Consider the following 14,180-nt stretch of genomic DNA (forward strand, 5'->3'; position numbering starts at 1 on the left):
ATTCATAAGAAAAGCCACGAAACGTTGATTTAACAACATTCGTAGCTTAATGGTGTATCCCCAAGTTTTGATTTGGGAACGTTATTTGTAATTGATATGTATAAACAAATTACCAATTGATTTAGTAATAACATAGTTTAAAAAAGATTTAATTTTTCTTTTATTTCTTGAACAATAACATTGATACCAACTTTTTCAGTATCTATATAATCTCCAAAATCATATTTATTGTAGGCTTTCAAGCATTTATCTGTTTGTTGAAAACACCAATTGCCTTCTTCCTCGCCACGCAGTCTTAACCTATCGTAAATTGTCTCTTTACTTGCACTCAAACAAAAATGATAGGTTTGTTCATCAATACTTTTAAATCCGTTGTGCATGTAATGAAAGTATTCTATTTTCCGAATCGTCATCGGCACGATTAGATTAATTTTATATTTTGTTATTAACCGTTTTGCCACATCAACGGTTAACTCTTTCCATAAATCTAAATCTTGAAAATCCCCTGTAGAGGATTCTATTCTTTTTATATCCATTGGAATAACATTTCTTAACATATAACCTATCTCTTCAGGGTCATATATCATACTATTTTTAATTTCGTTTTGAAGTATATTTGCAATAGTGGTTTTACCCACACCAAAAGCTCCATTTATCATTATAATCATTTCACCATCTCCTCGCATTTTTTAATATAAATTTGAACTGAAAAGCTACTATAGCGTTGTTTGGGGACATACTGATTATAAGCAGCCAAAGCCCCCATTTAATTGAATGAGTGGCTTTGATTCCCTAACTTTCATTTAGTAACGTTTATTAGGTTTATAATGTATAGCTTATAAATCCTTGTTGCACTAAAGAACCCCCGTTAGTAAAAAATAGAGTTAAAATTTTCTTTTCAATAAATTTATTAAGTAGTACATGAGTGAAATTAAAAATGATAGAAGTATAACAATTATTGTACCGAATGTATAGACTGCTGTTTCTGCAGGATTACCACCGTCAAACAAATTAGCAAATAGAAAAAAGAAAATTAGACTAATCATTAAAGATAAGAAAAAAATACTAATATATTTTGACATGTCCTCCCCCCCCTTTACAAATCCCAATATACTATAAAATAACAATATTTACTCAACTATTCTGCCTCGTTTATTGAAGTAAACAAGTTACCAAAGCGAGTTGGGAAGGTTTGATACGTTTTATCCAATTGCCAATAACTAGTGTTATGTTAACAAAAAAATGTATCGGATTGTATTAGATCTACTCATTAGGTAAGCATCCAAACAGCGTAGGTTAACTTAAGTAGAAACAAGAGCAGAATATGAAAAAGGAACAGTGTTTTACTGTTCCTTTTTTTGTCATTAACTTTTAGCACACCAAAGCTCAATTTCTATTTTTAATTCAGGTAATCCTAATGCTGATATATATGCAATTGTCATTGAGGGGAACTCATTATCAAAAAACTCATTCCATTTAAGGTCGAAATAATCCCAGTCTATCTCTTCAGTCGCCCAGATATTAACCTTAATAACGTTCTTTTGAGACAACTCCTCTGATTCAAGAACCTTTTTCATGTTTACAAAAGTATTAGTTATTTGGTCGTTTAAACTCTCCGGAATATTGCCTTTCATATCTGTTCCTATTTGACCCGATGTTACTATTAATGCTGCCCCTCTAGGCACTCTAGTGATATGACTGTAGTCACCTACTGGTTTTGGCATTAACGTAGGGTTTTTTCTAATAATTTCTTTCATTCAATTACCTCACTTTTTATAAATTTTCTGCATATCTTTTTAAATAATTAGGCGGACTCCACCAATTACTATTTTTCTAAAAGAAAACTGCAGTCGAGTACCCATACCCCATAGATAAATGCACAAGTATTTTCTTTTTCATGGTATGAACACTCCCTTTCTTTATAATGTGAGCGAAATTATATATTACAAATTTGGTAATATTTTTAATATAATCAATTTTACCATACTAGAGTATGTGGTAACAATTAAATAGAATCTGAATGAAATGTTACCAAAGTTAATTTGGGAACGTTCTTTCAACTACCTATGTATATTTATTCTTCCTATTTTTTTCAAAGTATAAGCTACTCACCTGTGTGTGAATCGAAAAGCTTTCCTGTCTTTAAATCGTAAATTTTATAATCCACTGTCCACATATGATCTTTGGTCACTGTAACCTCACAATAATAAGGAATTGATTTGCCATAAGCATCGAGTTCAGGAATCTCATTGAAACTAAATTGTTCGTCTGTTTGAAGCATATTGAAAGTCGAATCAGAAGAACGACCAGATGAAGATATTTCTATCGTGCATTTACCATTAACAACATCGAAGTCTTTCGTTATTACATATTTTAAACTTGGAACAGTCATCCATAAAATTAGGAGTCCTATTAAAAAACCGCTCAGCATTTTAATCGTCGACCAAAACTTAATTTCTCTCTTTCTATATATAAGAATTAAAAAAATCGCACTACCTATAACTATTAACACACCTAAACTAAATAAAAAATAATAATCAAAAACAATAACCGCCTCCCTACAATAAGTCATTACTCTATTTACTTTAATTCAATTATAAAAGTTTCAAAAGTTATCCTTATAACATTTCCAAAGCGTTTTTGGTAACTTTTCATTGGATTCTATTTATATGTTACCGCCATTCAGAACAAGTGGATCGAACAGTCTTCTTTAAAATGATTTCTCACAGCTTAACCATAGGAAATACATTAGTCAGCTTTTTTCAAAGGTAATATAGGTTCTTCTTCACTATATCTTGAATAAGTCGAACCTTCATTCGAAACGTCTGTACAAGCTTTATCCGTACAGCTAAAAATATACGTCTGCTTTTCCGTTTTTACATAAATTTCATAATGATAAATAGACGATGGATTCGCAACATTAAATCGATTAACCCCTTGTTTAATGGCATAAACCGTTTCTCTTAAAGCAATCTCCTTATATTGTTTACTTTGAATGACCATGCTTGTCATTTCCGCTAAAATGTCCTGGTCATCTAAGTTCGGCATATATGTACTTTTGATATAACTGTTAATTCCAGAATATAAATTTAATACTAAGCTGATGACAAGTAGGATAAAAATTAACTTTGATTTTTTTTTGCATTTATACACCTCATTTCAAAATTACATTTACACCAAATTTAACATGATATTAATTAAAACTAAGTAAATGGAGTAAAGTGCCCAAAGCAATGTTTGGACACTTTCTTTGCTTAACGTTGTAAATCCGCATTTTTCTGACGGGACTCCCTAAAAGATTAAAATTCTAAGTGTGAATTTACTTTTTTAAATTCTCAAGTTTCTCTATAAAAAATCGCAATGCAACAGATGGGTTGTCCATTCTGTAAATAAATTCGGTTGGAATTTCTTTATACATGTCGGACGTTTTTTTATATTGTAAATCAAAGTAACGTGAATAACGTTCAAAGACCGATTTTGGCAATAATGTTGCGCCAAGCCCTGCCTGTACACAGCCTAAAATTGCTTCAAGAGAGCCCATTTCCATTACTTGATATGTTTTAATATGCTGTTCGCGTAAATATTTTTCCATTTGAAAGCGGTATGAGCAGCCAGAGCGGAAAACTAAGATTGTTATGTTTTCTAATACTGGTTCTTTTCCATGTGCAAATATAAAAACAAGTTCCTCATTCACAACTATTTTTTTACTAAGTAGACTATGCTCCAGAGGCCCAGAAATAAAAGCGCCATCTAGCTGATAGTTTAGTACTTGCTCAATTAGCATCGCTGTAGGTTGTGTGCACACATTTAACGACACCTTTGGATAGTCTTCGTGATAATCCATTAACACATTCGGTAAATGAATGGCTGCGGTCGTTTCAATGGAGCCGATTTGCAGCGTCCCTTTAGGCAAATGTTCTTCTAGCATTGCATTTTCTGCCTTCTCCATTAGCAGCAATATTTGAAGTGCATACTCATACAATTCCTTTCCTTTATCGGTCACCTCACAGCCTCGATTATGTCGATGTAATAATTTCGTCTGCAGTTCGTTTTCAAGCTTTGCCAGTTTCGTTGTTAAATTGGACTGAGAGTAATTTAGTTTTTCGGCTGCTTGTGAAATTGTACCTAGCTCTACGATATATCGAAATGCCTTCAATGCTTCAATATCCATAATAACCCCCTTGTTATCGATTTCATTTATACCTATTATATATTATTTGAATTTTTATTTATATCCAATAATTGTTAGGATATGTTAAGGGGGATTCACATGAGGGAGATTTTTGGAGGAATCTGTTTATTAGCAGTAGCAATGGGTATTGGGCGATTTTCGTATACGCCACTCTTGCCATGGATGCAAGCTGAGTTACATTTAACAAACAGTATGGCAGGCTTTATTGCTTTAAGTAATTATGTCGGTTATTTAGTAGGCTCATTGCTTTGTACTTTTAAAGTATTTAAAAATCAGCGAATGACACTAATATGGATGATTGTAATCAGTACGCTGTCATTATTTATCATGGGCATGACAGATCGAATATGGTTAATCGTTTTCGCTCGATTGGTGTCTGGTGTAACAAGTGCAGTGCTTTTCATTTTCACGACACAAATAATTTTGACGTATATTCAAACGATTCAAAAGCATCATTTTGCTGGGTATTTATATAGTGGGGTCGGGGTTGGCATTGTCGGCTCAAGTCTATTAATTTTGTTGTTTTCACCTCACTTACATATGAAGACACTTTGGATCCTATTAGCGGCTACAAGTTTAGTCATAGGGATATTAGGCTTTTATTTGATTCAAGTGGTTCCTACTATGCCTTTACAGAAAAAAACGAAGGGTAAAACGCCGCCAATTTTGTACTTGCTATACATTGCCTATTTTTTAGAGGGGCTCGGCTATATTATTACAGGTACTTTCATTGTGAATGTTGCCCAAAGCTTATCAACGATCGATTTCGATAGTGCACTTATTTGGATCATTGTAGGCACTGCAGCTATTCCGTCCTGTCTGTTATTTGTATGGTTAGCAGAAATATTTGGTTATTCGAGGATTTTGAGTTTCGCACTCCTCTTGCAAGCAATAGGCATTGTGTTACCCGCAATTAGCATCACAAACTGGAGCTTCATAGTGAGTGCTTTTTTGTTTGGTTTTACTTTTATGGGGATTACGGCGTTGACCAATGCCATCGTTAAACAAATCAATGTGTCGGCAATCGGCTTTTTAACTGCACTATATGCATTAGGACAAATTATAGGCCCAGTTGTAGCAGGTTTTCTGTTAGATCGTACACATTTTAGTGTGGCATTTATAGTTGCAAGTGTTGCCGTATTATTAGCAAGTTTATTCGTTGTTGTTTATTCCATTATGGAAAGGAAGGGGAGCGTACATGTTTAAGCATTTCAAATATCCAATTATTCAGGCACCTATGGCAGGAGGTGTATCTACTGTTGATTTAGCGTTGACAGTATCGAAAAATGGAGGACTCGGCTTTTTAGCTGCCGGCTACAAAACGCCAGAGGCACTAGAACAAGAAATTGTAACATGCACTGCAGCAGCATTACCATTTGGTGTGAATATATTTGTGCCGCAAAACGATGTCGAAGATGCCACGCTAGAGCTGTATCAGCAGCGACTAGAGGAAGACTTTCACATGAAATTACCACTGCAAGAGCCACATGATGATTTTTGGATAGAAAAGCTAGCAATTGTGATGAAATATAAAGTACCTTACGTTTCATTTACGTTCGGTTGTCCATCAACAGCAATTATTAAGCAATTAAAAAGCTTTGGTAGTCAGGTCATTGTAACTGTGACAAATTTGTTAGAGGCGAAGGTTGCAGTAAGTTACGGAGCGGATGCGATTTGTTTACAGGGAGTGGAAGCTGGCGGACATCGTGCAACATTTGATAATGTAGGCGAAGCGTCTTATATTTCGTTAATGAATTTAATTCATACGATTCGTAAGGAAGTGACGATTCCGATAATTGCTGCAGGTGGCATTATGAATGGGAAGGATATTCACCTTGCGCTCTGTGCAGGAGCGGATGCTGTACAGCTTGGAACAGCTTTTCTATGTACAGAAGAAAGTGGAGCAAACCAAGTTTATAAGCAAGCACTTTTATCCAATGAATTCTCAGAAACTACACTGACACGAGCCTTTACAGGTCGACTAGCACGTGGCTTGAAAAATGATTTTATATCGACATATGAGCACATAGCACCGGCAATTTACCCAGCTGTCCATACATTAACGCAGCCAATTCGAGCAACAGCGTTAAAAAATGAAAATCCACAGGCGATGTCGCTTTGGGCTAGTGTTCATTTTAAAGAAATAAAGCAAGGCTCGGTAAAAGACGTGTTGGAGCAGCTCATAACCGAATTAAGCGTATATCAATCACCATCAAAATTCGGGTGCAATAGCTATGAATAACGATTTTTTAAGTTTCATAATAAAGGAGAACAACTAATTGAAATACTATATGATAGACGCTTTTACGAACGAAAGATTCGGTTGTAATCCTGCTGGTGTTGTCATTTATCAACAGACAGATGAAGCTTTTATGTAAGCATTTGCTAAAGAGGTTGTTTTTTCAGAAACAGCCTTTGTGAAACAGCTCGACAGTGATACGTTTGACGTACGCTTTTTTACGCCAAATACAGAGGTAGCGCTTTGTGGGCATGCAACAATTGCTACATTTAAAGCGTTACTCCACGAGAAAAAGGTGCAAGATAATCACACCTATTTCATGATAACGATCGCAGGCACATTGCCTATTACTATTCATTAATCTTTAATCGTCATGGAGCAAGGTAAATAGCTTGCCAATTTAACATCTGCCTCATGTAATAGGTGAAAAGAAAGTGTCGATGATTTCGTTAAAAATTTTCGACTAATTGATTGGAGTAATACCTCATTAAAAACGGTATCCTTACGCCAGCTACGTGCTATTGCTAATGGTAGTATAGCGATATAAACGGGTGTCACGGCTTCAATCGTATGCAAAGTATCCACTTGTTGAATGAGCTCTACATCCCCAAATAATTCAATCGGTTTGTTAAAGGCGACAATTAATTGTTTTCCTTCTTCTGAAGTCGTGTGTATTTTGACCTTTCCCTTTACGAGAAAAGATAGAAAGGGCAGTGGGAACCCTTGTTCATAAATACATTCTCCAGGAGAAAAAGAACGCCACTCAAGGGCAGTCATTTCGATTGGATACTTTTTATGAATTTGTTCTTTGTATTGTGTAATCACGTTTTGATCGTTTAATAGTTTCACTGAAATCCCCCCTTTTTACCATACGTTATTTCTATCATATCAAAAAGGACATATGTCCAAAATGAAATATAGGGTTGTTGGGTGATGGGGAAAAACATAAAAAAACAAACTAATTGGGGACACAATTCACAAATGAATTGGTGATGAAGTTCATTAAACCCAAAAATCACAATGCAGAGAAGGTAGATTGGCTCGTATCGGAAAGGGCAAGGAATATCGTGAAAAACTATGCAGAGTACACAGAGCATAGTGAAAATGAAGTAGTTAAATTATTTCTTCTCAATCTTGTGGAGGACGAAGACTTTATCGCTTGGATTGAACAGAAGAGGAATAACAGAAGGATAGTGATACAACTCGGGATTGAAAATTTAGTAGGTGACGAAAAGATTGGCTAAATTAAAGCGTTTGGCTACCAAAGAAGATAAGTGGCGTTTCTTGACGGATGAAGATAGTTCTCTTATGACTTCGATTAATCGGGTATTCTCAAAGGAAATACGACTTTCTGACGCTCATCATTTTCTGTGTCAAACAGATAAGACTAAAACCCGAAAACAGGCTCGTGAAGAATTTGAACAAGCGAAATATGATTTAATAAATTGGGGAAATATGAGAGGTTATCGAACAAGGTCATTAAGAAAATTAGCCTATTTACAAATGGCGGAACTATTCAAAACGCATACATTCCACAAAGAAGTGATTACTGCATTAGGGACACACCTAGAATATGCCGACAATCCCATTCTACACCCCCTTGCTACAATTGATAGAGGACTGCGATCTGTTGATTGTACAACAAACCTCTCTACTTTGGAGCCGAAAGACGTCGCTGCTTTAATGATGAATGTGAATGACAATGCAACGAATACTTTTATTCAACAAATACGCAGAAGGTTATCCATTTTAGAAAGACCTTTAACTACTGCTCGTCGTGACGGGAAAAGTTATATTTATTCCAATTTCAATCCGAAATATGCTCAAATGGCGATTACTATCCTGCAAACGTATTACAATTTTTGTTTCGCCTTTAAATCAAATGGAGAAATGAAAACACTTGCACAACGATTGGGAATTACAGATAAAAAATTCGATTTAAAAGATATTATTTATTTAAGGTAAAATTTATGTTAAAATAATCATATGGTAAAATTGAACAAATTTGAAAAATATTAAAATGGAGTGAGGTGATAATTCTGAAAAAAATAGTATTAGCGTTCGGGTGCATTTCCCCATCAACTGAACCTATTACTATTTTATAAATCTTTTTTGCTTTGAAACTCGTATAACAGATAAGTAAAAATATAAAAAAAAGAAAGAGGGATGAGAATGTCGAAAAAAACATTGGTTATATTGCTTGGTGGGATAATTTTGATTTTAATTTTGATATTTACTTTTCTGCAAAAGAACAATAATGTTACATCGGAATGGGAAGGATTTTATCTAGAACAAACAAGCAAAACCAGTGCTACGCAATACGCAATCTATTCTATTGATGGGACGCTCGTAATAAAAAATTCATTTATGGCCTCTCCTCGTATTATTGGTTCTACCAAAGAAGATTTCAACAAGCATATTACAATCACTGAAACGGAACTAATTCCTGGAGAGTATAAAAAATACAGTGTATTAAAGAACAAAGACACTTATACGATTAAAGTGAAAGGAAATCCAAATTTTAGTTATACTTTAAATAAAGTTGCACCAAGAAAATATATAGGTGAAGATGGGATTGAATATTCAACTAGTTTATATTTGGAATAACTGCCTCCAGATAATTCATCACTTCCCATCGGGTAGATGAAATTCAAATTAGCTAATAAAATACAGCATAAAACGCTCAGAAACTGAGCGTTTTTTATTGTCAATTATAGTGTTAGTGTGCTGTTGAAATATACGCTGATTAACCTGTTATTTACGTGGTTAATTGTACTTTTCTCCCCATCAACCGAACCTGTTACTTTTAAAATCACAATTTTTTAATTCGGTTAAAATCCTTATTCATACATGAAGTCTTCAATTTTCTATTTCTTAACAAATTTTCAATACTAGAGATGTTGTATGAGAGTTGAATATAAAAATAATTAATAAACTCTAAAATTGCAAAAACATATATAAGGAAAGCAACTATTAAGCCACCTATTGGCAAAGATGGATAAAATCTTATGAGATCAAAGGCAAATACTATAATTGTGATTACAATTATAATCAGATTAACTGTTTTTAAATTATGTAATTGTCGCACAACCTTAATCGGAGTTGTAGGGTTATTCCCGTTTCTAAATCCTTTAAATTTTACATACCAATAAATTGTTCCTTGTAACAAAAGAAACTCTAAAAGGATAAACGATATCCAAAATGAATATAGAGAATATAAATGTAGATTGGGAAATGCATAATTTATTAGATAACTAGTAGGAATAAAAGTGATTATAGAAAATAATTCTCCTGTATATAAATAAGTCAACCTATTTTCTAATGTTTTTTTCAAAGTTATTCCTCACCTCTTTCTTAATAAGAAAACTACTTTTCAATACGAATATACCAAGAAAAAGTTCTATTTTCCCATAACTATTATTTACAAAAATAGTATTCAATTACTTATCGCACCCAACCCCCGTTTGTTAAAATTTCAGTGAATGCACCTGGTCAGTCCTTCTTCTCACTTTTTCTTTCGCTCGGCCTTCACTCATTTCACCCGGGAAAACTTTTGCACATGATACACCTCCTTCCGAAAAAGGAGTCAGCTGAAAAATGCTGCCTACATATTGTAGCATGAAAGGTTTTGAAATAGAGGGTTTCAATCAAAAGGAAATAGGCTATCCGATTCTGGAAATCGGTAATAAAAAGAAGTTTGCTAACAAACTTGATTTGGGAATGTTATTTAACTATGAGGTGTATAGGCTATTATCATAAAATCAAACTATGATTTCGTGTGTTTCGCCTGTAAAAAACAACTTTAATCCAATCAATGAAATTATGATACCAATATAAAATGGCCATGGGTTATCTTCTTTTTCTTTATCAAATGTAAAGTAGGTAAGTATACAAAAAATCAGAGTAATTATGGATAGACCGTATTTCGGGAAAAGAAATGCCAATATACTAAGAACAAGCGCTATCATGCCATATGGATTTTGGATTCGAATATGCTTCATTTGTTCCTCAGTTAATTCCACATCTGTGTCTCCCCAAATATCAAATTTTTTCATTTTGTTAAGAAAATCAATTATTTTTTTAAAGATATGCATAATTCTCCTTTACATTAATAATTATTTCTTACCTACATTACGAAATAACAAATATAAAAGTTTCAAAATTTTAGGATTTATATTATGAATACAAGCGTCCAATCTCGTTCCCAAATTCGTATTTGGAACGTTATTTAGTATGGATGTGTATTATTTACTAATCAAACTTTCTTTTTCACGAATCTTCAAAAATACCTTAATCACAATATAATCTGGTGGACTAATTCGAGAAGGTAAGTCTGTTAAATCGAAAAAATGGTGCAACAAATTAAATCCTTACTTTACACGTTAATTATTTTTATACCAATATTATATAAAAATAATTGATTAGAAATAATATCAATAAATTTCAAACAATTAATAGTTGTATGATACTTAAAATGAATTTCGATAATGAATTCCTCGTAATTTACATCTTCGTATAACTCGGCATACTGTTTTGACTCAATGTAACCTAAATAGGCATTGATTTTATCCTGTAGCAAACTTAAATGTTCATATTCATTTTCCCAACTTAGATGATCCGTAATTAATAAAATTATCTTTTTGTCGTCCTCACTTTTTGCTATACCATCAATTATATTAGCCTCTAATATTGACATGGATCTACTCCTATTCAATTGAATGAGTGTGGTCGTTCCCTAAGCAGTGTTTGGGGAATTTTTTAAACTATTTGTTACACTAAAGCACCCCGTTAGTTGAGTTATTACAAACTAATTTCTTCACCTATACTTATAGCATGAAAAGGATTTCTTTCCTTTGATTTTACCGATTCAATGAAGTCTGAAGTTAAGTCCTCTTTGTTAATAATTATTCTTGTAGAACCAGATACTCCACCGTTAAAAAAAATGGGTTCAATAGATTCTGGATTCTTAAGTCGTTGATAAAATAAACTGTCTAAAACAATAGTAGCATAACTAAAATTGCCTGTATTGTTAGTAAATTGATAGTTAACTTCAAAAATAAGTTCGTCATTATTTTCCTCTATCTCATAGGTGAAACTTTTTACTTCTGCACTATTATTAGGAAATAAAATCCACAATAAGCACAATAAAAAAATCACAGATATAATGAAAATTATTACTTTGTTTCTTTTCAAAATTTCACCCCCATTTTATTTTATTAAACTGCTGCGTTAGTTAAAGTACAACCTTCCCAAACCCTCGTTGAACGATTTTTAAAATGTTTGTTACACTAAAGCCCCCGTTAGCCATCCCGAAATAATCAATCTTTATTATAAAAACCAAACTATATAAAAAAAAGAAACCAAGCAATTCCATATGACTTCTGCTTGTTTCAAAAAGATAAGACGGACAGTAAAATCAAATTGTCCATTGATTTACTCAGCGCTTTACTACAAGTACCGCAACCTACATATGTGTTATGCGATAGCTGGTATGCATGTCATTGGTGCAATCAGAACAAACCGTTTTATTTACCCCAGTGGTATTCGAATACAAGTCAAAGAAGTTGCGACACATATAGACGAAAAGAATACCGATCTCATGACGGTCGGAAAAGAACAAGATCGTGTGTATCACTACGAGGGCACTTTAAATGCTCTTGAGCTCGGCGAAGTTGTTCTCTATTGATTTGCAAATGAACTGTTGAAACTAAAGAAGTTACATTGTTTTTTAAACACGGATACGGAATTAACTACGCAAGAAATTTTGAATTATTACAGCGAAAGTTATTTTTAAAATTTTTCGTAGAACATGTTCACTGTTCGTAAACTCCATTCTACTTTCTGTGGTAAAGCATCTCCGTTTTTCAACGTCACTCCGTTGAATGTTTTATTACTTACTTCACAAGTTACGCTTTTCCTTTTAGGAGCGCATTCGAAGCTTAAATGAACGTTACCTTTTACGTCTTCATCCATGTATTTAGTTTCAAAATTATACTCGTATTCGAAAAACACTTTTTTCATCGCTACTTTTTCATCAGCAGCGAACTCTAATTCTTCTTCTGAATATGTCCCTTTTACCAGCTCTAATTTTGAATCTGAGTTCTTTTCGCGGAACTTTTCGTCAATTTCCGACACTAGTTCCTTTTCACTTCCGAAAATCTCAATTAAGCGTTCGTATTGCTTTTCTTGACTTAATAATTCATTTTGTGGCGCAACCATTAAACCAAATAGCATGTACCCCGTTGCAAGCGTTACATACAAATAAACGATGTTATTCTTAGTTTTCGCGCTATTCTTTAGCATGAGCGCGATTATTAACAAAACAGCGGCTATACCTAATAGAAGTAGGTTCGTTCCCATGACGAGCATGAAATCCATCCCTTTAGCACTCGGCATACTCAGCAGTACTCTGTAAAAGCCGAATATAGACATGATGACAGTTAATATGATAGCAATTATCCTTTTCTTCATATTCCCTCCTAATCTCCGTTTTAGTTTTAAATTTTAATCCTTTTACATATTTATTTAAGGATTATATTTATATGTTACCGCTATTCAGAACAAGTGGATCGAATCGTCTTCTTTAAAAATATTTTTCGCAGCATCACAGAGCATTATTTTCTATTTAATTTTATTTTGCATACGTTATAAATCCATTGGTGAAATAAAAACTCCATTACCAATCTGGATCATCATTTCCCCCTAAAGTATATGACTAATATAGTTTATATTAAACAACCTTGTCTATTTCCTTTTTGTATTTAAAGTACGTATTAAAAAAGATGACAGCAAAGATTAGTGTTAGCCATGGTGAGCCAAATCTTATAAGGGCAAAGGGTGTTTCGAATAAAAAGGCACTCCAAAAATCAAAGCCATTTTTGTTCCATAATCCTGGTGTCAAATAAGCGGCTTTAATATTTGTAAACTGTGATGAATATTGAAATATACCAAATGTAAGTAAAAGGAAAAAGGCTGCACATGTCCCGTAAATTTTGCTAAGACGTTGTAAATAATGATTTTGAGATGATTGATCGGAAAATAACGCATCGTCTTTATTGCTTGGGTTTAACCAGTACTGTAGCAGAGATGAACGCGAGCCATCTACATGTACCCAGCCAAACTCTTCATAAAGAGCCTTATATTGCTTAAATTTTTCATTAGACGCAAATGATTGGCAATCTATTCGTAAAATTTGCTGCTTGTTTGATGTTTTTTCAAATGAATACACATTAATACCATTTACACTTTTAAATTGCCAACCTTTTTGAAGCATTTCATTTAACCATTGCTCTTCTTTTTGAGCATTAGTAAATATTTTAAGCTTTTTCATCATTTACCCCTCCTTCATAAAGTGAAAGAATATGCATGAATCGTTTCTTTTCTATTTCTAAAATGCCTAAACCTTCTTTTGTAATGCGATAGGTTTTTCTACGTGGATCATCTGAAGGAACAAGGACAATCCAGTTGTATTTTAGTAAGTTTTCAATCGCGCCATATAATGTGCCAGCAGCTATACGTACTTCTCCATTGCTCATTATTTCAATTTCTTGCATGATGGCATAACCATGCAAAGGTCTTCTCAAAGCGAGCAATATATAGTGCATGGTTTCCGTTAATGGTAATAACTTATGTCTTTTCATTACATCCTCCTTGTAAATATACAGTTCAACTATATATCATTATATACAGCCCAACTATACATTTCAACTGTATATAAAATCAAGAGCTTAGAATGTGAGACATTGTATT

17 protein-coding genes and 2 pseudogenes are annotated in these 14,180 nt (G+C 33.4%); 6 read left to right on the forward strand and 13 right to left on the reverse strand.

What is annotated here, in order from left to right:
- Positions 1–137: 137 nt before the first annotated feature.
- From MKX47_RS11020 to MKX47_RS11040, 5 genes are all read right to left on the reverse strand, one after another.
- Positions 138–668, reverse strand: a complete 531-nt coding sequence (locus MKX47_RS11020; RefSeq protein ID WP_340774005.1) for an AAA family ATPase — start codon at positions 666–668, stop codon at positions 138–140.
- Between the two features lie 696 nt (positions 669–1,364).
- Positions 1,365–1,757, reverse strand: coding sequence for a RidA family protein (locus tag MKX47_RS11025; RefSeq protein WP_340774007.1), 393 nt, complete (start codon positions 1,755–1,757; stop codon positions 1,365–1,367).
- Positions 1,758–2,104: 347 nt separating this feature from the next.
- Complete coding sequence (locus MKX47_RS11030) at positions 2,105–2,392, reverse strand: hypothetical protein (RefSeq protein WP_340774009.1); 288 nt, start codon at positions 2,390–2,392, stop codon at positions 2,105–2,107.
- A 356-nt stretch (positions 2,393–2,748) separates the two neighbouring features.
- Positions 2,749–3,048 carry a hypothetical protein gene (locus MKX47_RS11035; RefSeq protein WP_340774011.1) on the reverse strand — a complete coding sequence of 100 codons (300 nt, stop codon included), beginning with the start codon at positions 3,046–3,048 and terminating at the stop codon, positions 2,749–2,751.
- A gap of 271 nt (positions 3,049–3,319) precedes the next feature.
- Positions 3,320–4,171, reverse strand: coding sequence for a LysR family transcriptional regulator (locus tag MKX47_RS11040; protein WP_340774013.1), 852 nt, complete (start codon positions 4,169–4,171; stop codon positions 3,320–3,322).
- 99 nt (positions 4,172–4,270) lie between these two features.
- On the opposite strand from MKX47_RS11040, the gene MKX47_RS11045 reads away from it, so the two are divergent.
- The 3 genes and pseudogenes from MKX47_RS11045 to MKX47_RS11055 form a co-directional block, all read left to right on the forward strand.
- A complete protein-coding gene (locus MKX47_RS11045) occupies positions 4,271–5,398 on the forward strand; it encodes a YbfB/YjiJ family MFS transporter (RefSeq protein WP_340774015.1) in 1,128 nt (375 codons plus the stop codon).
- The gene (locus tag MKX47_RS11050; protein ID WP_340774016.1) at positions 5,391–6,434 is read left to right on the forward strand and encodes an NAD(P)H-dependent flavin oxidoreductase; all 1,044 of its coding nucleotides are present in this window, start codon (positions 5,391–5,393) and stop codon (positions 6,432–6,434) included. Before MKX47_RS11045 ends, MKX47_RS11050 begins: the two co-directional genes overlap by 8 nt.
- A gap of 151 nt (positions 6,435–6,585) precedes the next feature.
- Positions 6,586–6,792, forward strand: a pseudogene (locus MKX47_RS11055) (PhzF family phenazine biosynthesis protein); the annotation flags it as partial.
- On the opposite strand, the gene MKX47_RS11060 reads toward MKX47_RS11055, so the two are convergent.
- Positions 6,789–7,280, reverse strand: a complete 492-nt coding sequence (locus tag MKX47_RS11060; protein WP_340774017.1) for a Crp/Fnr family transcriptional regulator — start codon at positions 7,278–7,280, stop codon at positions 6,789–6,791. The pseudogene MKX47_RS11055 and the gene MKX47_RS11060 sit on opposite strands and share 4 nt — an antisense overlap.
- A 143-nt stretch (positions 7,281–7,423) precedes the next feature.
- Between MKX47_RS11060 and MKX47_RS11065 the strand changes: the two genes are divergently transcribed.
- From MKX47_RS11065 to MKX47_RS11075, 3 genes and pseudogenes are all read left to right on the forward strand, one after another.
- Entirely contained in the window at positions 7,424–7,675 is a 252-nt protein-coding gene (locus tag MKX47_RS11065; protein WP_340774019.1) for a hypothetical protein, read from the forward strand.
- A 25-nt stretch (positions 7,676–7,700) separates the two neighbouring features.
- Positions 7,701–8,396: pseudogene (locus tag MKX47_RS11070) on the forward strand (insertion element protein); the annotation flags it as partial.
- A gap of 207 nt (positions 8,397–8,603) precedes the next feature.
- Positions 8,604–9,038, forward strand: a complete 435-nt coding sequence (locus MKX47_RS11075) for a hypothetical protein (RefSeq protein WP_340774024.1) — start codon at positions 8,604–8,606, stop codon at positions 9,036–9,038.
- Between the two features lie 205 nt (positions 9,039–9,243).
- On the opposite strand, the gene MKX47_RS11080 is transcribed toward MKX47_RS11075, so the two are convergent.
- The 7 genes from MKX47_RS11080 to MKX47_RS11110 form a co-directional block, all read right to left on the reverse strand.
- Positions 9,244–9,765 (reverse strand): general stress protein, encoded by a 522-nt coding sequence (locus tag MKX47_RS11080; protein WP_340774026.1) that lies wholly within the window; start codon positions 9,763–9,765, stop codon positions 9,244–9,246.
- A 427-nt stretch (positions 9,766–10,192) separates the two neighbouring features.
- Entirely contained in the window at positions 10,193–10,453 is a 261-nt protein-coding gene (locus tag MKX47_RS11085) for a cell division protein FtsK (RefSeq protein WP_340774028.1), read from the reverse strand.
- A gap of 353 nt (positions 10,454–10,806) precedes the next feature.
- Positions 10,807–11,127 (reverse strand): DUF6572 domain-containing protein, encoded by a 321-nt coding sequence (locus MKX47_RS11090; RefSeq protein ID WP_340774031.1) that lies wholly within the window; start codon positions 11,125–11,127, stop codon positions 10,807–10,809.
- 104 nt (positions 11,128–11,231) lie between these two features.
- A complete protein-coding gene (locus MKX47_RS11095; protein ID WP_340774032.1) occupies positions 11,232–11,624 on the reverse strand; it encodes a hypothetical protein in 393 nt (130 codons plus the stop codon).
- Positions 11,625–12,221: 597 nt separating this feature from the next.
- Entirely contained in the window at positions 12,222–12,902 is a 681-nt protein-coding gene (locus MKX47_RS11100) for a hypothetical protein (RefSeq protein ID WP_340774034.1), read from the reverse strand.
- 259 nt (positions 12,903–13,161) lie between these two features.
- Complete coding sequence (locus MKX47_RS11105; RefSeq protein ID WP_340774036.1) at positions 13,162–13,761, reverse strand: DUF2812 domain-containing protein; 600 nt, start codon at positions 13,759–13,761, stop codon at positions 13,162–13,164.
- Positions 13,748–14,071, reverse strand: a complete 324-nt coding sequence (locus MKX47_RS11110) for a PadR family transcriptional regulator (protein ID WP_340774038.1) — start codon at positions 14,069–14,071, stop codon at positions 13,748–13,750. The genes MKX47_RS11105 and MKX47_RS11110 overlap by 14 nt, the downstream gene beginning before the upstream one ends.
- Positions 14,072–14,180: the final 109 nt, after the last annotated feature.

Source organism: Solibacillus sp. FSL R7-0668 (assembly GCF_038006205.1).
GTDB lineage: Bacteria > Bacillota > Bacilli > Bacillales_A > Planococcaceae > Solibacillus.